This window comes from Amycolatopsis sp. NPDC004169, from assembly GCF_040610315.1.
In the GTDB taxonomy this organism is placed as follows: domain Bacteria; phylum Actinomycetota; class Actinomycetes; order Mycobacteriales; family Pseudonocardiaceae; genus Amycolatopsis.
Genome location: NZ_JBEXMD010000023.1, coordinates 1 through 17,197, shown reverse-complemented (window position 1 = coordinate 17,197; position 17,197 = coordinate 1). Strand labels below are relative to the sequence as shown.

At 71.1% G+C, this 17,197-nt stretch carries 22 protein-coding genes; 2 read left to right on the top strand and 20 right to left on the bottom strand.

Annotated elements, in window-relative coordinates; translation table 11 throughout:
• Nucleotides 1–61: 61 nt before the first annotated feature.
• The 4 genes from ABZX11_RS27930 to ABZX11_RS27915 form a co-directional block, all read right to left on the bottom strand.
• On the bottom strand, nucleotides 62–1,450 hold the full coding sequence (locus ABZX11_RS27930) for a glycine--tRNA ligase (RefSeq protein WP_176171688.1): 1,389 nt from the start codon (nucleotides 1,448–1,450) through the stop codon (nucleotides 62–64).
• Nucleotides 1,451–1,539: 89 nt separating this feature from the next.
• Nucleotides 1,540–2,190 (bottom strand): class F sortase, encoded by a 651-nt coding sequence (locus ABZX11_RS27925; protein WP_354918512.1) that lies wholly within the window; start codon nucleotides 2,188–2,190, stop codon nucleotides 1,540–1,542.
• 80 nt (nucleotides 2,191–2,270) lie between these two features.
• A complete protein-coding gene (locus ABZX11_RS27920) occupies nucleotides 2,271–2,912 on the bottom strand; it encodes a class F sortase (RefSeq protein ID WP_354918214.1) in 642 nt (213 codons plus the stop codon).
• Nucleotides 2,913–4,001 carry a hypothetical protein gene (locus ABZX11_RS27915; protein WP_354918211.1) on the bottom strand — a complete coding sequence of 363 codons (1,089 nt, stop codon included), beginning with the start codon at nucleotides 3,999–4,001 and terminating at the stop codon, nucleotides 2,913–2,915.
• A 263-nt stretch (nucleotides 4,002–4,264) separates the two neighbouring features.
• On the opposite strand from ABZX11_RS27915, the gene ABZX11_RS27910 reads away from it, so the two are divergent.
• Nucleotides 4,265–4,636 (top strand): metalloregulator ArsR/SmtB family transcription factor, encoded by a 372-nt coding sequence (locus tag ABZX11_RS27910; RefSeq protein WP_176177826.1) that lies wholly within the window; start codon nucleotides 4,265–4,267, stop codon nucleotides 4,634–4,636.
• Complete coding sequence (locus tag ABZX11_RS27905; RefSeq protein WP_004560925.1) at nucleotides 4,636–5,049, top strand: Fur family transcriptional regulator; 414 nt, start codon at nucleotides 4,636–4,638, stop codon at nucleotides 5,047–5,049. The genes ABZX11_RS27910 and ABZX11_RS27905 overlap by 1 nt, the downstream gene beginning before the upstream one ends.
• A 157-nt stretch (nucleotides 5,050–5,206) precedes the next feature.
• Here ABZX11_RS27905 and ABZX11_RS27900 read toward each other — a convergent pair whose 3' ends face one another.
• The 16 genes from ABZX11_RS27900 to ABZX11_RS27825 form a co-directional block, all read right to left on the bottom strand.
• Nucleotides 5,207–5,926 carry a TIGR03943 family protein gene (locus ABZX11_RS27900; protein WP_354918207.1) on the bottom strand — a complete coding sequence of 240 codons (720 nt, stop codon included), beginning with the start codon at nucleotides 5,924–5,926 and terminating at the stop codon, nucleotides 5,207–5,209.
• On the bottom strand, nucleotides 5,923–6,936 hold the full coding sequence (locus tag ABZX11_RS27895; protein WP_354918204.1) for a permease: 1,014 nt from the start codon (nucleotides 6,934–6,936) through the stop codon (nucleotides 5,923–5,925). The genes ABZX11_RS27900 and ABZX11_RS27895 overlap by 4 nt, the downstream gene beginning before the upstream one ends.
• 120 nt (nucleotides 6,937–7,056) lie before the next feature.
• A complete protein-coding gene (locus ABZX11_RS27890) occupies nucleotides 7,057–7,482 on the bottom strand; it encodes a YbjN domain-containing protein (protein WP_176171693.1) in 426 nt (141 codons plus the stop codon).
• On the bottom strand, nucleotides 7,479–8,294 hold the full coding sequence (locus tag ABZX11_RS27885; RefSeq protein WP_176171694.1) for an isoprenyl transferase: 816 nt from the start codon (nucleotides 8,292–8,294) through the stop codon (nucleotides 7,479–7,481). The genes ABZX11_RS27890 and ABZX11_RS27885 overlap by 4 nt, the downstream gene beginning before the upstream one ends.
• A gap of 40 nt (nucleotides 8,295–8,334) precedes the next feature.
• Complete coding sequence (gene recO, locus ABZX11_RS27880) at nucleotides 8,335–9,132, bottom strand: DNA repair protein RecO (protein ID WP_354918200.1); 798 nt, start codon at nucleotides 9,130–9,132, stop codon at nucleotides 8,335–8,337.
• A 51-nt stretch (nucleotides 9,133–9,183) separates the two neighbouring features.
• Nucleotides 9,184–9,636: a CD225/dispanin family protein gene (locus ABZX11_RS27875; RefSeq protein ID WP_176171696.1), complete on the bottom strand. Its 453-nt coding sequence runs from the start codon at nucleotides 9,634–9,636 to the stop codon at nucleotides 9,184–9,186.
• A gap of 71 nt (nucleotides 9,637–9,707) precedes the next feature.
• Nucleotides 9,708–10,742, bottom strand: coding sequence for an RDD family protein (locus tag ABZX11_RS27870; RefSeq protein WP_354918197.1), 1,035 nt, complete (start codon nucleotides 10,740–10,742; stop codon nucleotides 9,708–9,710).
• A gap of 181 nt (nucleotides 10,743–10,923) precedes the next feature.
• Entirely contained in the window at nucleotides 10,924–11,379 is a 456-nt protein-coding gene (locus ABZX11_RS27865) for a DUF2752 domain-containing protein (RefSeq protein WP_176171698.1), read from the bottom strand.
• The gene (locus tag ABZX11_RS27860; protein ID WP_354918192.1) at nucleotides 11,376–11,714 is read right to left on the bottom strand and encodes a CD225/dispanin family protein; all 339 of its coding nucleotides are present in this window, start codon (nucleotides 11,712–11,714) and stop codon (nucleotides 11,376–11,378) included. The genes ABZX11_RS27865 and ABZX11_RS27860 overlap by 4 nt, the downstream gene beginning before the upstream one ends.
• A gap of 26 nt (nucleotides 11,715–11,740) precedes the next feature.
• Nucleotides 11,741–12,130, bottom strand: coding sequence for a CD225/dispanin family protein (locus ABZX11_RS27855; protein ID WP_176171700.1), 390 nt, complete (start codon nucleotides 12,128–12,130; stop codon nucleotides 11,741–11,743).
• A gap of 190 nt (nucleotides 12,131–12,320) precedes the next feature.
• Complete coding sequence (gene era, locus ABZX11_RS27850; RefSeq protein WP_176171701.1) at nucleotides 12,321–13,217, bottom strand: GTPase Era; 897 nt, start codon at nucleotides 13,215–13,217, stop codon at nucleotides 12,321–12,323.
• Nucleotides 13,214–13,552: a cytidine deaminase gene (locus tag ABZX11_RS27845; protein ID WP_086679058.1), complete on the bottom strand. Its 339-nt coding sequence runs from the start codon at nucleotides 13,550–13,552 to the stop codon at nucleotides 13,214–13,216. Before ABZX11_RS27845 ends, era begins: the two co-directional genes overlap by 4 nt.
• Complete coding sequence (locus ABZX11_RS27840; protein WP_176171702.1) at nucleotides 13,545–14,888, bottom strand: hemolysin family protein; 1,344 nt, start codon at nucleotides 14,886–14,888, stop codon at nucleotides 13,545–13,547. Before ABZX11_RS27840 ends, ABZX11_RS27845 begins: the two co-directional genes overlap by 8 nt.
• A 9-nt stretch (nucleotides 14,889–14,897) precedes the next feature.
• Nucleotides 14,898–15,461, bottom strand: coding sequence for an rRNA maturation RNase YbeY (ybeY, locus tag ABZX11_RS27835; RefSeq protein ID WP_176171703.1), 564 nt, complete (start codon nucleotides 15,459–15,461; stop codon nucleotides 14,898–14,900).
• On the bottom strand, nucleotides 15,458–16,525 hold the full coding sequence (locus ABZX11_RS27830; RefSeq protein ID WP_176171704.1) for a PhoH family protein: 1,068 nt from the start codon (nucleotides 16,523–16,525) through the stop codon (nucleotides 15,458–15,460). Before ABZX11_RS27830 ends, ybeY begins: the two co-directional genes overlap by 4 nt.
• A gap of 86 nt (nucleotides 16,526–16,611) precedes the next feature.
• Complete coding sequence (locus ABZX11_RS27825) at nucleotides 16,612–16,980, bottom strand: histidine triad nucleotide-binding protein (RefSeq protein ID WP_354918185.1); 369 nt, start codon at nucleotides 16,978–16,980, stop codon at nucleotides 16,612–16,614.
• Nucleotides 16,981–17,197: the final 217 nt, after the last annotated feature.

Below are 17,197 nucleotides of genomic sequence, written 5' to 3'. Positions count from 1 at the left end.
CAGACCGTGCGTCACGACTCGGCCGTGACAGGTGTCAGGGGTACCCGGGCTCCGGGGTGGGTCAGCAGCCGATGAGGCGGGCCGCCAGGTAGGACTCGAGCTTGTCGATCGCGATCCGCTCCTGCGACATCGTGTCGCGCTCGCGCACGGTCACGGCCTGGTCCTCGAGCGAATCGAAGTCGACCGTGACGCAGTACGGCGTGCCGATCTCGTCCTGGCGGCGGTAGCGGCGGCCGATCGCCTGGGCGTCGTCGAAGTCGACGTTCCAGTGCTTGCGCAGGGTGGCCGCGACCTCCTTCGCCTTCGGGGTCAGGTCGGCGTTGCGCGAGAGCGGCAGTACCGCGACCTTGAACGGCGACAGCCGCGGGTCGAGCTTGAGCACCACGCGGGTGTCGGTGCCGCCCTTGGCGTTCGGCACCTCTTCCTCGACGTAGGAGTCGATCAGGAACGCCATCATCGAACGCCCGACACCCGCGGCCGGCTCGATGACGAACGGCCGGTACCGCTGGCCCGAGGCCTGGTCGAAGAACGACAGGTCCTGGCCCGAGTGGTTCGAGTGCGTCGTCAGGTCGAAGTCGGTGCGGTTGGCGATGCCCTCGAGCTCACCCCACTCCTGCCCCGCGTTGAACGAGAACCGGTACTCGATGTCGACGGTGCGCTTCGCGTAGTGCGAGAGCTTTTCCTTCGGGTGCTCGTAGTGGCGCAGGTTGTCGGCCTTGATGCCGAGGTCGGTGTACCACTTCGTGCGCTCGTCGATCCAGTACTGGTGCCAGCGCTCGTCTTCGCCCGGCTCGACGAAGAACTCCATCTCCATCTGCTCGAACTCGCGCGTCCGGAAGATGAAGTTGCCCGGCGTGATCTCGTTGCGGAAGGACTTGCCGATCTGGCCGATACCGAACGGCGGCTTCTTCCGCGACGTCGTCTGGACGTTGGAGAAGTTCACGAAGATGCCCTGCGCGGTCTCCGGGCGGAGGTAGTGCAGGCCTTCTTCGGACTCCACCGGGCCGAGGTAGGTCTTCAGCATCATGTTGAAGTCCCGCGGCGCGGTGTACTTGCCGCGCGTGCCGCAGTTCGGGCACGGCACCTCGGACAGGTCGTCCTCGCTGGTCTCCTTGCCGGTGCGCGCCGCGAACTCCTCGGCGAGCTGGTCGGCGCGGAACCGCTTGTGGCACGACAGGCACTCGATCAGCGGGTCGGTGAACACGTTCACGTGCCCGGACGCGACCCAGACCTCACGCGGCAGGATCACCGAGGAGTCGAGGCCGACGACGTCGTCGCGGCCCTGGACGACGGTCTTCCACCACTGGCGCTTGATGTTGTCCTTGAGCTCGACCCCGAGCGGCCCGTAGTCCCACGCCGAGCGGGTGCCGCCGTAGATCTCTCCGCTGGCGAAGACGAAACCACGGCGTTTGCACAGGCTGATGATCTTCTCAATGGTGTTCGTGGGCACTCCACGCTCCGAAAAAGCTTGCGGGGACGGTTCAGGACTGGAACGTCCAGGGTATCCGCCGGGGCCCACCGCTTTTCGCGCAGGTGAGCCTACGGCCGCGTCACCAGCGACGCCGTCACGACGCGGTTGTCCTCGTACCCCTCGCTGCCGCCGACGTACTCGCCGCCGCAGGTGACGAGCAGCAGCTTGTGCGGGCCGTCGGGGTCGAACAGCTGCTCCGACCGGCCGGCCAGGTCCGACTTGTGCACGGTCTCGGTGGCGTCGATCTTGTACACCCACGCGCCGCCGGCGGCGTCGGTCAGCTTGACCTCCTGCCCCGGCTTGACCTGCCAGAGCTCGGTGAACGGCCCCTTCTTGCCCTTCCAGTTCACGTGCCCGGACAGCAGCGCGACACCGTGGTCGGCGCCGAGCCCGGCGCCCCACCAGGCGGCCTCGTCGAGCCCCTCCGGGATCTTCAGCGCCCCCGCGGCGTCGAGGTCCTCCTGGACCAGCTTCGCGGTGCCGCCGCCGGGCAGGGACAGCTGCGCCGGTGCCTTGCCGGTGTCCTGCGGGGTGCCCGCCGGGGCGGGCTGGTTCGCGGCCGGCACGGTCCCCCCGACGCCGTTCGCGACCGCGGGTTCATCCTTTCCGGTGAACACCAGCAGGGTCGCGACGAGCGCCGCGACCACGAACGCCCCGGCGACGCCGACGATCCACCAGCGGCCGGAGCCCTTCTTCGGCTCCGGGTTCTGCTCCTGCATGGGCTTGCGCTCCTTCGCTGTCGTGGCCAGTGCACGGACAGGCATGCCGCGAGGAGCAGCGGAGGTTGCACCGGATTCGATCAGCCGGCGGGGCGCGTCACCAGCTCGGCCGTGACCAGGCGGTTTTCGTCGTAGCCCTCGGTGCCGCCGACGTAGTCGCCGCCGCAGGTCACCAGCACCAGCCGGTGCGGGCCGTCCTGCCCGAACCACCGGGCGGCCTGGGCGGGCAGCGCTTCCTTCGGCAGCGTGACGACGTCGTCGACGCGGTAGACCCACCGGCCACCGCGGGCGTCGACGACGCTGACCCGGTCACCGGCCCGCATGCGCCACAGCTCGTCGAACGGCCCCCGCTTGCCCTCCCAGTTCACGTGCCCGGACAGCAGCGCCGCGCCCTGGGCCGCGCCCAGCTTCGCGCCCCACCAGGCCGCGTCGCCGAGGCCGCGCGGGATCGGCAGCACGCCGGTGTCGGTCAGCTCGGTGCGGACCAGGCGGGCGGTGGCCCCACCGGGCAGCCGGACCGTGCCCGGCCGCTGCTGCGCGGCGGACTCGCTGTCGGCGGGGAGCACGGCCGGGGCCGCGTTCTCGCCCGGCAGCGTGCCGGGCGCGGGGGCTGCCGCCACCGGCGTCGCCGACGGCGGCAGCCAGGTCAGCACGACGATCCCGGCCGCGAAGGCGGCCACGGCCAGTGCCGCCGAGACGGCGGCCAGCGCGGTGCGCAGCACCTAGTCCGACCCGGTTTTGCGCCGCCGGCCGAGCAGCAGGGCGACCGCGGCGAAGAACACCCCGCCGAAGAGCAGGCCGATGCCGAACGGGATGCGCGAACTGTCACCGTCGGTGGCGGGCGCGGCCGCGCCCAGGTAGCCGGCCGGGACCTGGGTCGGGACGGCGGGCTGGGTGGCGGTCGTGCCACCGGCCGGGCCGCCGGCCTTCGCGACGAAGCCCTTCGGGATCGAGCAGCTGACCCCGCCGAGCACGATGGTCGTCTTCACGTCCTGCAGCGCGGCGCCCTGGGCGTCCTTCACGTGGGTGGTGATCTCGACCCGCCAGCCGGCGGCGGCGGTGAAGTCGCCCCCGCGCCAGCCGTCCTGGCGGATCAGCTGGTCGAACGCGGCGACGCGGGTCAGCTTCAGGTCGGAGACGGTGGTCGCCCGGTCGGCGTTGGTGATGTCCCCCGGCGGGCCGAGCCGCAGGTTCTTCAGCTGCAGGCCCGCGGTGCCGCCGGGCATCGGGACGATGCCGAGCCCGCCGCCGGCCTGGCGCACCCACAGCCGGGTCACCGTCGAGGCGGCCGAGAGCTTCGCCGGGCCGGTGCAGTCCACCGACGTCTTGGCGCCTTCCAGGACGAGCACGGTGTCGTCGGCCGGTTTGGTGCCGCCCTGCCAGGTGTCCCGCAGCGCGTAGTTCGTCTCCGCGACGGCGGTGGGCACGGTGGTGGCCTGCAGGGCGGCGTAGACGTTGTGGTCCCGGCTGGGCACACCCGGCGGGTAGGGGTTCTGTGACGCGCTGTAGCGGCCGAGGTCGATCCGGTAGTGCCCGCCGAAGGTGGCGCGCTCGCCGTCGTCCTTGGGGACCGAGACGCGGTCCGCGCCGAGCTTCGACTGGCCGGGCAGCAGCGGGGACCGTTGCGTTTCGGTGATCAGGGCGCCGCCGCGCTGGCCTTCGTCCCCGATGCGCACGGAAGCGATGTTCGCGAACGAAACGGGCCCGGTCTTCTCGTCGACCGCCTGGGTCTGCGCCCCGGCGACACCCACGCTGACCAGCGGGAACACCGCGACGGCCAGTGCGGCTGCCTTCGTCACCAAACGCGTCATGTCTCCCCACTGCTCTGCTCGGGACGGGTCGCCGGCGTCCGGGAAACGGCGAAACGCTCCGCGACAACCTTGCACCGTCCGCGACAACATGCGAAGCCGCAGGGCCAATATCCCACGAACTCACCCGTTCGGGGTAATACGACCGGCCGTAACCCGCAGTCGGCGCCGAGGCGGGGGTCCCGGACGGGGGAACACTAGGATGGCGGCAGCCGTTATCGGCAATGACTACGGAATTCATGGTCGCGGGCAGTGTGGAGGCGGGAATGGCGACGGTCACCGGCAGTGGCGCCCAGCCGGGGCTCGCGGACTGCGCCCCGGCGGCCGACGGGTCCCCGGTGCCGGCGCACCCCGCCCAGTCGGTGCTGACGGACGCGGGCGACCTGCTGCGCGCGCTGGCGGCGCCGGTCCGGATCGCGATCGTGCTGCAGCTGCGCGTGGCCGACCGGTGCGTGCACGAGCTGGTGGACGCCCTCGACGTCGCGCAGCCGCTGATCAGCCAGCACCTGCGGGTGCTGAAGACGGCCGGGGTGGTGCAGGGCGAGCGCCGCGGCCGCGAGGTCGTCTACCGCCTCGCCGACGACCACCTGGCCCACATCGTGGTCGACGCCGTCGCCCACGTGCAGGAAGGAAAGTGATGAACACGGCCCCGTCGCGCAGCCAGGCCCCGGTCCCCGGGCGCCGGTCCACCCGGCAGCGGGCCGCGGTCGTCGAGCTGCTGAGCACGATCGACGACTTCCGCTCGGCCCAGGAACTGCACGACGAGCTCCGCAAGCGCGGCGACGGCATCGGCCTGACGACGGTGTACCGCACCCTGCAGTCGCTGTCGGAAGCGGGCGAGATCGACGTGCTGCGCACCGATTCGGGCGAGGCGATCTACCGCCGGTGTTCCGCGCACCACCACCATCACCTGGTCTGCCGCCTGTGCGGCCGCACGGTCGAGGTCGAGGGGCCGGCGGTGGAGCGCTGGGCGGAGAAGATCGCGGCCGAGCACGGCTTTTCGGAGATCTCCCACACGGTGGAGATCACCGGCACGTGCGCCGAGCACTGACCCCGCGTACCCGGACAGCCGACTCGCGTACCCGGAGGGTCGGCCCGCGTACCCGGGGGGTCGGCCCGGCCGCTGGGCGCCGGGCGGGCCATCCGACCGCCTGGATACGCGAACCGACCGGCTGGGTACGCGGGCCGACCGGCCGGGTACGCGGATTTCAGTATTCGTAAGGGTCCTTCGGGGTCGGGACGGACGTCAGCGAGGCGGGGGTGAAGTCCGGCGTGTAGCTGTTGTCCTTCGTGGCCGTGCCCGGGACGACCTGGCCGGTCACCTGGATCCAGGCGTCGCTGGCCAGGTGGTCGGCGGCGGCGCCGCGGAGGCGGACCGTCACCGGGAACGCGTCCGCCGCGCAGCAGCTGATCACCAGGCGGGCCAGCAGGGTGCTGCCTCCCGTGTGGACGACGAACCCGGTCAGCGAAACGGTGCGGCCGTTCAGCGTGCCTGCCGCATCCCAGCCGGCGCGGGTGACGAAGTCGTTGACGGACAACGGAACCACGTCCCCCGCGGGCAGTGGCGGGAAGGCGGCCGCGTTGGCCACCGCCGCGCTCGACGGGGCGCGGGCCTCGGTGCGGATCACCGAGTCCGCGCCCAGAGCCGGCGGGGCGACCAGGAACACGGCCAGCACGGGCACCAGCAGCAGCCAGGCGGGACGCGCGGAGTGTGCGTGACCATCGTGCTCGTGCGCGGCGGCCTTCCGCGAGGCAACCAGGTCGCGGACGATCGCCACGGCACCCAGCAGCACCATGACCCCACCACCGGCGATGATCCACGGCTGCTGCGCGGGCTTGACGTACCGCAGGTAGTCGCCGTTCGCCGCGATCTTGACCAGCGCCCCGCCGAGCAGGATCAGGAGGATGTTCTGGGTTTCCCGCTTCACGCGACCCCCACCACGAATCCGGCCCCCAGCGCGCAGGCCACCGCCACCACGAACGTCACCGGCGCGAACCGCACCGCGAACGACCGGCCGAATGTGCCCGCCTGCAACGCGAACAGCTTGACATCGATCGCCGGGCCCACCACCAGGAACACCAGCTTCGGCAGCAGCGGCAACGCCGTCAGGGACGCCGCGACGAACGCGTCCGCCTCGCTGCACAGGGCCAGCACCACCGCCAGTACCGCCATCACCACCACGCCCAGCACCAGCTGGCCGCCCAGCACGCCGAACCAGCGGGCCGGCACCAGCACGTTCAGCGCCGACGAAATCAGCGCCCCCAGCACCAGGAAACCGCCCGCCTCCACCAGATCCGTGCGCGCGGTCTCGGCGAACACCCGCCACCGCCGGCCGCCCGCCACGTCCGGGAGGCGCTGCAGCGCCCGCGCGGTGATCCATTCGAGCTTGCCCCAGCGGGCCCACAGCCAGCCCATCACCATCGCCGTCGCCAGCGAGCCCGCGAAGCGCGCCAGCACCATCTCCGGCTTGCCGGGGAACGCGACCGCGGTCGCCACCAGCACCACCGGGTTCACCGCCGGCGCCGCGAGCAGGAACGTCAGCGCCGCGGCCGGCGCCACCCCTTGCCCCATCAGCCGGCGGGCCACCGGCACCGAGGCGCACTCGCACCCCGGCAGCGCGACCCCGGCCAGCCCGGCGACGCCGACCGCCGCCCCGGCCCGCCTGGGCAGCACCTTCTCCAGCACCCGCGCGGGCACGAACGCGGCGATGGCCCCGCTGATCAGCACGCCCAGCACCAGGAACGGCAGCGCCTGCACGCACACGGCGACGAACACGGTCGAGCCGGTGCGCAACGCGGGCACGTCGAACACCTGCTGCAGCCGGCTCTGGGCGAGGATCGCGATCAGCAGGATCGCGCACAGCACTTCGACCGAGCTGATCCGGAACCGGCGCGTGCGCCGGCCGGGCTCGGCCTCGGTGTCGGAAACGATGTTCACGACCGCGATGATGCCAGGGCCGTCCGACAAGACCGGACCCGCACGGGCCGCGAACGGAAGATCACGGTCCGTTTCGGTACGGAATCCTCCGTTCGCGGCGGAAAGTCCACCCCGGACGGGTCAGTCGCCGGGCACGATTCCGGGCAGATCGGTCCGCAGCTGCGAAGCCGTCGACACGACGAGCATGAGCAACGTCCCGAGCGCCGCCGCGTCCAATCCGGCCGCCGGGAACGCGTACCGCAGCGTCACGTCGGCCCCGTTGTCCGAATGCCCGACCCCGAGCGTCCCGAACAGCCCCTGCCCGGCCCGCTCGGCGACGGCGATCGAAAGCGCGGGCTCGTCCGCGAGGTCCCAGCCGACCACGCAGGTCAGCGTGAGCACCGTGAGGCCTTCGCCGAGCCGGGTCGCCTGGATGACGCACGGGACGCCGCCGTGGGAGAACGTCAGCGCGCCGTCGTCGTCGACGTGGACCTCGAGGTACCGCTCCAATGCCTCCCGGGCCCGCGTCAGCAGCTCCGCCGTTTCGACCGCTTCGGTCGCGCTCACGAAGAAGCCGCCTGGTCGACGGCGCCGCCGAAGCGGCGATCCCGCTTCGCGAATTCCAGGCAGGCCCGCCACAGGTGGGTCCGGTCGAAGTCGGGGAACAGCGTGTCCTGGTAGACCATCTCCGCGTAGGCCGATTGCCACAGCAGGAAGTTCGACGTCCGCTGCTCGCCCGAGGGCCGCAGGAACAGGTCCACGTCCGGCATTTCGGGCTGGTACAGGTACTTCCCGATGGTCTTCTCGTTCACCTTGCCCGGATCGAGCTTCCCGGCGGCGACGTCCTGCGCGATCCGCTGCATCGCGTCACCCAGCTCCGCGCGGCCGCCGTAGTTGACGCACATGGTCATGTTCAGCGCGGTGTTGTGCTTGGTCTTTTCCTCGGCCGCCTGCAGTTCCTTGATCACCGACGCCCACAGCTTCGGCCGCCGCCCCGCCCAGCGGATGCGCACGCCGATCGAGCCGAGGTAGTCGACCTGGCGGCGGATGGTGTCGCGGTTGAAGCCCATCAGGAAGCGGACCTCTTCGGGGCTGCGCTTCCAGTTCTCCGTCGAGAACGCGTACACCGACAGCCACTTGACGCCCAGCTCGACCGCGCCGCTGGCGACGTCGATCATCACCGCTTCGCCGCGCTTGTGACCCTCGATCCGCGGCAGGCCGCGCTGGTTGGCCCAGCGGCCGTTGCCGTCCATGACCAGCGCGACGTGCTTGGGCACCAGCTCACGCGGGATTTCCGGCGGCTTCGCGCCCGACGGGTGCGGATCCGGGGCTCGCAGCTCGAACCGCGACGCCTTGTTCTCGCGTCCCCTGCGCAGCACTGCGAGCCTCCCTGGATGGGTGAAACCGGTCAGCCCGACCCTACTGCCCGGGTGACCCCTGTCTTTCGGGGGGCGAAGCCCCGGATGACACTGCCGCTTCACGGGCGCGTCGCTCGACCAGGGGAAGGGACCGCAGCTGCCGCTCCAGGTGCCACTGCAGGTGCGCCGCGACCAGGCCGCTCGCGTCGCGGCGGGTGCCGGGCAGGGTGGCCTCGGCCAGTGGCCATTCGCCGTGCAGCAGGGCGGTGAGCAGGTCGAGGACCTCGGGGGCCGGGTGCACGCACCCGGCGATCCGGCAGTCGGCGCACATCGAGCCGCCGGCGGCGATGCTGAACGCGGTGTGCGGGCCGGGCAGGCCGCAGCGGGCGCATTCGGTGAGCGCGGGGGCCCAGCCGGCGTAGGACATCGCGCGCAGCAGGAACGCGTCGAGCACCAGGGAGGAGTCGCGCTGCCCGTCGGCCAGCGCCCGCAACGCCCCGACGACGAGCAGGTACAGCTTGAGCACCGGCTCGCCCTCTTCGGCCGAGAGCCGGTCGGCGGTTTCGGCGATCGCGCTGGCCGCGGTGTAGGCCTGGTAGTCGGCGACCAGCGGCAGCTGGAACGCGTCGACGGTCTCGACCTGGGTGATGACGTCGAGCGTGCGCCCGGTGTAGAACTGCACGTCGACGTGGCCGAACGGCTCCAGCCGGGCCCCGAAGCGCGACGAGGTGCGCCGCACGCCCTTCGCGACCGCACGGACCTTGCCGTGCCGCCGGGTCAGCAGGGTGACGATCCGGTCGGCCTCACCCAGCTTGTGCGTGCGCAACACCACCCCGGTGTCGCGGTAGAGGTTCACCACCCCGACATCGTCCCACTTCGGGGTGATGCCGGGGTGGAGCGCCCCGCGGAATCAGCAGTAGTAGCCGTAGCAGGTGCTGACGGCCACCGCCGAGGCGATGATCACGATGATCGCCACGACGCAGCCGAGGCCGCCCAGGATGGTGGAAATCAGGCAGAGCGTCTTGGTGGTGCGGGAGGCCTGTTCGGCCATCTGGTAGTTGCCCTGCATCTTGTACGTGCCGACCTCGTTGGACTTCATGATCGCGAAGATGCCGAGGATCAGGCCGCCCAGGAAGAGCGAGGCGATCGCCCAGCCCTTGTAGTCCTTGATGGCGTTGATGTCACCGCCGCCGGGCATGCCGTAGCCGGGCGCGCCGAACGGCGGCTGGCCGTACGGCGCCGGCTGCCCGTACGGCGCCGGCTGCTGGCCGTAGGGCGCGGGCATGCCGCCGGACGGCGGGCCGTAGCCCGGCTGCTGCGGCTGCTGGCCGTAGGGCTGCTGCTGGCCGTAGGGATTGGTCATGACGTGGTACCCCAACTATTCGTGAACTTCCGCCGGGTGACTCCGGCGGTGGTGGTGCGGGAGGAACGGGGTCAGCGCTGCTCGTTCGGCGGCTGGCCGAACTGGCCCGGCTGGATCTTCTGGGTCGCCTCGGGCTCACCCGGGGTGGCGTCCGGCCGCAGCATCTGGGTGCGCTCGGCCTGCTCGTCGAAAGAACTTCCGGTGCCCGGGCGGAGCATCTGGGTCCGCTCCGCCTGCTCGTCGAAGGCGCTGCCACCCGGCGGCGGCGCGAGCGGCTGCTGCGCGAAGCCGCCCGGCTGCGGCGGCTGGGCGCCGAACCCGCCGGGGGACGGCGGCTGGCCGAACCCACCCGGCTGCGGCTGGCCGAACCCGCCCGGGGCCGGCTGCGGCTCGAAGCCGCCGGACTGCGGCTGCTGCGGGAAACCACCGGAAGCGGGCTGCTGCGGGAAGCCGGCGGACGGCGGCTGGCCGAACTGGCCGGGCTGGCCCGCGGGCGGGTAGCCGCCGAACGCCTGCGCGCCCTGCTGGCCGAGCGGCGCGGCCGTGTCGTCGGCGTTGACCACGACGGTGCCGATGATCTTGTCGGCCAGCGTCTGGCTCTTGTCGTCCCACAGCGGCCACAGCCAGCCGACGTAGCAGATGACGTTGTCGACGAAGTGGGCGAGGTCGCGCACGAACGCCATGCCGGGGCCGATCGGCTGCCCGGTGTCCTCGCGGACGAGCTTGATCTTCGCGATGCGCTTGCCGAGCGACTGGCCGGTGTTGCCCTGCTGGATCCACCGGTTGTAGACGCACCAGCCGATCCAGGCGAGCGAGCCGACCAGCGCCAGCACCGAGAAGGCGTTGCTCCCGATGATGGCGACGGGGATGAGGATCAGGTAGAGCAGGACGACCGGTCCCATGTCGACCAGCCAGCCGAGGGCGCGCTGACCCCAGCTCGCGTAGTTGCGCGGCGGACCGAAGGGGTTGCCCTGCTGGCCGAACGGTGCGGGCTGGCCGAACGGCGCCTGCTGGCCGTAAGGCGCTTGCCCCGGCTGCGGCTGCCCGAACGGCTGCTGGCCACCGGACGGCTGCCCGAACGACTGCTGACCGTAGGGATCGGTCATCGGTGTCTTCCCCTCGCTGGTCACTTCCCCGACACGCGGAACGGATCCGCCCTCGTCGGTCCGGTCCGCGGGAGCGTACTCGGTTCACCTCACGCCGCGCCGCCCAGGCTTCAGCTGTCCGGGTGAACCGCGCGACCCCTCCGACGCGGTGCGTACCCGCCCGGTTCCCGGCGGCCGCGATTCAGACGTGCAAGCCGGTGAACGGCGCGAACGGCAGGTTGCGGATGACGAACCAGACGACGAACACGACGGAAAACGCCAGTGGCGTCCAGCGCCAGTGCAGCCAGCTGTCCACGAAGCGCCCGCGCAGCCGGCCGACCGTCCACGCGATGATGCTCCACACCAGCAGCAGCACGGTCACGAACGACACGGCGTTGTAGTGCAGGGCCGCGGGGATGTCGCCGTGCATCAGGCTGTACGCCATCCGCATGCCGCCGCAGCCGGGGCAGTCGATGCCGAGCAGGGCCTTCGTCGGGCAGACGGGCAGGAACCCGCCCGGGGTCGTCGGGTCGCCGATCCAGACGGCCACGCAGCACGCGCCGAGCCCGGCGACGACGGCCATCGGCGCGCTGAGCGCCCGCAGCTTGGCCTTGGCGCCGCGGGCCGGGTATCCCGTGTAGACGGTCGTCGCGGTCATGACCGGCCGACCGAGAAGATGCCGATCCCCGCCAGCACGACGAAGAAGAGCACGTAGAGCAGCAGGATGACCCCGGTCGAGATGGCCGACCACATCGCCCACTTGCGGGCGTCGTCCGCGGCCTTCTGCGCCTCGGCGGGGAAGCCCTGGTACCACAGCGTGTGCACCTGGTTGGCCTTGACGATCGCGACGATCCCCAGGGGCAGGCAGCACAGCACGGTGCTCAGGATGGCCCACACGAGGTTGTTCTCCGGCGGCGGCCCGTAGTTCGGCTGCTGGTAGCCGTAGCCCGGCCCGCCCGGGGGCGGGTAGGGCGGCGGGTACTGGTCGGTCACCGGGATCCTCCTGCTGCTCGGCTACGTCAGTATGACGGCGTGCTGGTGCCGAAGGTGAAGGCACCCGCGATGAGCAGGATGATCCACAGCACGTTGACCACGACACCGGCGATGGCGGCGATGATCGCCCACTTCTTCGCGGCGTCGGCGGCTTCCTGCGCGGCGGCCGTCTGGCCCTGCGCCCACAGGCCGTTCACCTTCGCGGCCTGCACGATCGACACGATGCCGAACGGGAGGCAGCACAGGATCGTGGTCAGGATGGCCCACACGAGGTTGTTGCTCGGAGGCGGGCCGGGCTGGTAGCCACCCGGCTGCCCACCGGGGTAGTTCGGCTGCCCACCGGGGTAGTTCGGCTGGCCGCCGGGCTGGTTCGGCTGGTCGCCGGGGTAGTTGGGCATGCCCTGGCTGTCGGTCATCTTCGGTCGTTCCCCTTCGTCGAGCTCCACGGACGACCACCGGGTCCGCGGGCCGCCCCGACGGGCCGCGGTGTGGTCGAAGCCGCGACTGTAGGGGGAGAGATCATTGCGCGCCCCGCGTTTCGTCCCGCCGCGACCGAATCGAGACCAGGAATTCGGCCACCGCTCCCCCGGGCGGCAAAAAACCAGGTCAGAAGCCGAGCCGGCGTAACTGACGGGGGTCGCGCTGCCACTCTTTGGCCACCTTGATGTGCAGGTCGAGGTAGACCTTCGAGCCGAGCAGCCGTTCGATGTTCCGGCGGGCGGTGGCTCCGACCTCGCGCAGCCGTTCGCCCTTGTGCCCCAGGATGATCCCCTTCTGGCTGGGCCGTTCCACGAAGAGGAACGCGTGCACGTCGATGAGGTCGTCGCGGCCTTCGCGGGGCAGCATCTCCTCGACGGTGACGGCGATCGAGTGCGGCAGCTCGTCGCGGACGCCTTCCAGCGCCGCCTCGCGGATCAGCTCGGCGACCAGCGTCTGCTCGGGCTCGTCGGTGAGCTCGCCGCCCGGGTACAGCTGCGGGCCCTCGGGCAGCCGCTGGACCAGCAGGTCGGCCAGGGTGGAGACCTGGAAGCCGTCCACTGCGGACACCGGCACGAGCTCGGCGAAGTCCATCACTTGCTGCAGCGCCAGCAACTGTTCGGCGACCTGCTGCGGCTGGACGAGGTCGGTCTTGGTGACGATCCCGATGACCGGGGTCCGCTTGGCGATCTTCTGCAGCTCGTTGGCGATGAACTTGTCGCCGGGCCCGATCTTCTCGTTCGCCGGCACGCAGAAGCCGACGACGTCCACTTCGGACCACGTGGTGTGCACGATGTCGTTGAGCCGCTCGCCGAGCAGGGTGCGCGGGCGGTGCAGGCCCGGCGTGTCGATCAGGACGAGCTGGGCGTCCTCGCGGTGGACGATGCCGCGGATCGCGTGCCGGGTGGTCTGCGGCTTGCTGGAGGTGATCGCGACCTTGGTGCCGACGAGGGCGTTGGTCAGCGTGGACTTGCCGGCGTTGGGCCGGCCGACGAAGCAGGCGAAGCCGGAACGGTGCTCGGTCATCGCTCGAGCACCTCGAGGACCGTGCCGTCCGGAGCGGCCAGGATGATCGGCGCGTACTTCGCGATGTCGCGGACCGCGTGCACGGACGCGCCCTTGAGCAGCCCCTCTTCGCTGACGACGGCGGCGGCCTCGATGCCTTCGGCGCCGCTGGAGAGCGCGGCGGCGACCGCGGCCTGGAGCGCGGTGAGCTTGAACGACGGCTGGTCGACCGTGCCCGCGGCGTACGTGCGGCCGTCGGTGTCGCGGACCGCGGCGCCCTCGGGGGCCTGGATGCGGGCGCGCGAGGACCGGGCCAGCACGACGAGTTTCTGGTCCTCGGCCTCGAGGTCAGGCATGTTCGACGCTCCTGTCGCGTTCGTCGGGGTGGGGCAGGCGCGTGCGGCGGCGCGTCCGGTCGACGGGGTCCGTCATCGCCTCGGCGTCGGCCGGGTGCACGACCACGGAGGTGATCCGCATCCGGCCACGGCGGTCCTTGCCCCCTTCGGCGAACAGCCGAAGGCCGGCGACCTCGGCTTCGGCCCCCGGCAGCGGGACCCTACCCAGTCGTTCCGCGAGCAGCCCGCCCACGGTCTCCACGTCGTGGTCTTCGAGGTCGATGCCGAACAGTTCGCCCAGGTCGTCGACGGTCATCCGGGACGACACGCGCACCGCCCCGCCGTCCAGTTCCTCGACCTCGGGGCGTTCGTCGGCGTCGGACTCGTCGGTGATCTCGCCGACGATCTCCTCGAGGACGTCCTCGATGGTCAGCAGGCCCGCCGTGCCGCCGTACTCGTCGACGGCGATCGCCATGTGGTTGTGCGACCGCTGCATTTCCTTGAGCAGCTCGTCCAGGCGTTTCGAGTCGGGGACGAAGGACGCCGGGTTCATCACCGAGTCGACGACCGTGCTCGGCCCGTCGGGGTCGAGGTAGCCGGTCATCAGGTCCTTGATGTTGACGACGCCGACGATGTCGTCGACGGACTCGTCGATCACCGGCAGCCGGGTGAACCCGGTGCGCAGGGCGAGGGCGAGGGCCTGCCGGACGGTCTTGGTGCGCTCGATCCAGACGATCTCGGTGCGCGGCACCATCACCTCGCGGGCCACGGTGTCGCCGAGCTCGAACACCGAGTGGATCATCTCGCGCTCGGAGTCCTCGACGACGCCGCGTTCCTGGGCCATGTCGACGAGCTCGCGCAGCTCGACTTCGGAGGTGAACGGGCCTTCGCGGAAGCCCTGGCCGGGGGTGATGGCGTTACCGATGAGGATGAGCAGCCGGGACAGCGGGCCGAGGACGGAGCCGAGGACCCGGACGGGCCCGGCGACGTAGCGGCCGATCCGGTAGGGGTGCTGGCGGCCGAGGGTGCGGGGCCCGACGCCGATGAGGACGTAGCTGACGACGACCATCACGACCGCGGTGACCAGCACGGCGAGCCCGAGCGGCGCCAGGCGGGTGCCGACGAACACCGTGACCAGCACGGTCGCCGTCAGCTCGCAGCCGAGGCGGAGCAGGAGCAGCAGGTTGATGTGCCGTCGCCGCTCGGCGACGACGGCGGCGAGCTGGCTGGCGCCGGGCAGCCCGAGCCGGGCGAGGCCTTCGGCCCGGGCTTGCGAGACGGTGCTGATCGCGGCGTCCGCCGCCGCGAACACGCCCGCCAGGAGGACGAGCGCGATCGCGAAGAAGAGCTGTTCCATGGCTGGTGCCTAGGGCGTTTCCCCGGCGGGGGGTTCGGCGGCGGGGGCCTCGAGGCCGGCGATGCCGAGCACGCGGTCGTCGGTGCTGCGCTGGGCGTCCCGCTTGTCCAGGGCGGCGACGGCCTCCTGGTATTCGCCGAGGATGCGCTTCTGGAGGCCGAACATCTCGCGTTCCTCGGCGGGTTCGGCGTGGTCGTAGCCGAGGAGGTGGAGCACGCCGTGCACGGTGAGCAGGTGCAGCTCGTCGATCAGGGCGTGGCCCGCGGTCTTGGCCTGGTCCTTGGCGAACGCCGGGCAGAGCACGATGTCCCCGAGCAGTGCCGGTGACGCGTCGGGCGCGTCGGGGCGGCGGGAGGAGTCGAGCTCGTCCATCGGGAAGGCCATCACGTCGGTGGGGCCCGGGAGGTCCATCCAGCGTTCGTGCAGGTCTTCCATGACTTCGAGGGTGACGAGCAGGATGGACAGCTCGGCGAGCGGGCTGACTTCCATCTTGTCGAGGGCGTAGCGCGCGGCGGAGACGATGGACGTCTCGTCGACGTTGACGCCGGATTCGTTGGCGATCTCGATGCTCAACGCCGGTTGCCCTTCCAGCCGTCGTTCTGCTGGGCGTCCTGCACGGCCTGCCACTTCTCGTAGGCGTCGACGATGCTCGCGACGAGCCGGTGCCGGACGACGTCCTGGCTGGTCAGTTCGGCGAAGTGGAGGTCGTCGACGCCGGTGAGGATGTCCCGCACGACGCGCAGGCCGCTGCGCTGCCCGCTGGGCAGGTCGACCTGGGTGATGTCGCCGGTGACGACGATCTTGGAGCCGAAGCCGAGCCGGGTGAGGAACATCTTCATCTGCTCGGGCGTGGTGTTCTGGGCCTCGTCGAGGATGATGAAGGCGTCGTTCAGCGTGCGGCCGCGCATGTAGGCCAGCGGCGCGATCTCGATGGTGCCCGCCTGCATGAGCCGCGGGATCGACTCGGGCTCGACCATGTCGTGCAGCGCGTCGTAGAGCGGCCGCAGGTAGGGGTCGATCTTTTCGTTGAGGGTGCCGGGCAGGTAGCCGAGGCGCTCGCCGGCTTCGACGGCCGGGCGGGTCAGCACGATCCGGGTGACCTGCTTGGCCTGGAGGGCCTGGACGGCCTTCGCCATGGCGAGGTAGGTCTTGCCGGTGCCGGCGGGGCCGATGCCGAAGACGACGGTGTGCTTGTCGATGGCGTCGACGTACCGCTTCTGGTTCAGCGTCTTGGGCCGGATGGTCTTGCCGCGCCGCGAGACGATGTTGAGGCTGAGCACCTCGGCGGGCGAGGCGTCCCCGGTGGAGAGCATGCCGACGGTGCGCCGGACGGTGTCGGGTCCGACCTGCTGGCCACCGGTGGCGAGCTGCACGAGCTCGGCGAAGACGCGTTCGGCGAACGCGACGTCGGCCGGTGTGCCGGTCAGGGTGACTTCGTTGCCGCGGACGTGCACGTCGGCGGCGAGGAGCTCCTCGGCGACCCGCAGGTTCTCGTCGCGCGAGCCGAGCAGGCTCAGCGCGGCGGCGTCGGGGATGGGAAAACGGGACTGCGCGGCCTGGACGGAGGCATCCTCGGTCTTGGCGACGTCCCCGGGGACGTCGGGTCGGGCGGCACCACCCGGTACGGTTCCGGCCACGTGGCCTCAGGCCTGCTTTCTCGGTGAGGGAGCTCGGACCCCACCGATGCTACTGGCACCCACCGACAAGACGCAGGCCGGTTTCCCTAGTCCTGCTCCGGAGCCCCGAACAGCCCCAGGGGCTCCCCGCCCAGGACGTGGGCGTGAACGTGGAAGACGGTCTGCCCGGCATCGGAGTCGGTGTTGAAGACAACCCGGTACCCGCTCTCGACGATCCCCTCGAGCTCGGCAACCTTGCGAGCGGTGGCAACGACATCACTCAGCAGCTGCGGATCCCCGGCAGCAAGCTCCGCAACGTTCCGGTACCGCTTCCGAGGAACGACGAGAACGTGCACGCGAGCCTGCGGCCGAATATCCCGAAAGGCAAAGGTGGTTTCATCCTGAAAGACGACGTCAGCGGGGATCTCCCCACCGATGATCCGTTCGAAGAGGGTGTCGGCCTCAGTTTCACTCATAGAGGCACCCTATCGACCAACACCCACCCCCACACCAACCCAGACCCAGCCCCGAACCCCACCAGCGAGAAGGCCGAAGGCCGCCGAGCAAGCAACACGCCCTCGACAACCCGACCACAGCGGAAGCCGCGGGGGGTCCGGGGGCTCGCCCCCGGCTGGGGGGCTGGGGGGTTGTCCCCCAGAGAAAAGCACGAAACCGCCCGCCGACAGCTGGACA

What these genes read in the sequence shown, in the direction of transcription:
- ABZX11_RS27875 (WP_176171696.1), bottom strand. Translation starts at nt 9,636, where the DNA reads ATGACCAATCCCTACGGCCAGCAGCAGCCCTACGGCCAGCAGCCGCAG.
- ABZX11_RS27865 (WP_176171698.1), bottom strand. Translation starts at nt 11,379, where the DNA reads ATGACCGCGACGACCGTCTACACGGGATACCCGGCCCGCGGCGCCAAG.
- ABZX11_RS27845 (WP_086679058.1), bottom strand. Translation starts at nt 13,552, where the DNA reads ATGCCTGACCTCGAGGCCGAGGACCAGAAACTCGTCGTGCTGGCCCGG.
- ABZX11_RS27825 (WP_354918185.1), bottom strand. Translation starts at nt 16,980, where the DNA reads ATGAGTGAAACTGAGGCCGACACCCTCTTCGAACGGATCATCGGTGGG.
- ABZX11_RS27925 (WP_354918512.1), bottom strand. Translation starts at nt 2,190, where the DNA reads ATGCAGGAGCAGAACCCGGAGCCGAAGAAGGGCTCCGGCCGCTGGTGG.
- ABZX11_RS27915 (WP_354918211.1), bottom strand. Translation starts at nt 4,001, where the DNA reads ATGACGCGTTTGGTGACGAAGGCAGCCGCACTGGCCGTCGCGGTGTTC.
- ABZX11_RS27910 (WP_176177826.1), top strand. Translation starts at nt 4,265, where the DNA reads ATGGCGACGGTCACCGGCAGTGGCGCCCAGCCGGGGCTCGCGGACTGC.
- era (WP_176171701.1), bottom strand. Translation starts at nt 13,217, where the DNA reads ATGACCGAGCACCGTTCCGGCTTCGCCTGCTTCGTCGGCCGGCCCAAC.
- ABZX11_RS27855 (WP_176171700.1), bottom strand. Translation starts at nt 12,130, where the DNA reads ATGACCGACAGCCAGGGCATGCCCAACTACCCCGGCGACCAGCCGAAC.
- ABZX11_RS27870 (WP_354918197.1), bottom strand. Translation starts at nt 10,742, where the DNA reads ATGACCGATCCCTACGGTCAGCAGTCGTTCGGGCAGCCGTCCGGTGGC.
- ABZX11_RS27840 (WP_176171702.1), bottom strand. Translation starts at nt 14,888, where the DNA reads ATGGAACAGCTCTTCTTCGCGATCGCGCTCGTCCTCCTGGCGGGCGTG.
- ABZX11_RS27905 (WP_004560925.1), top strand. Translation starts at nt 4,636, where the DNA reads ATGAACACGGCCCCGTCGCGCAGCCAGGCCCCGGTCCCCGGGCGCCGG.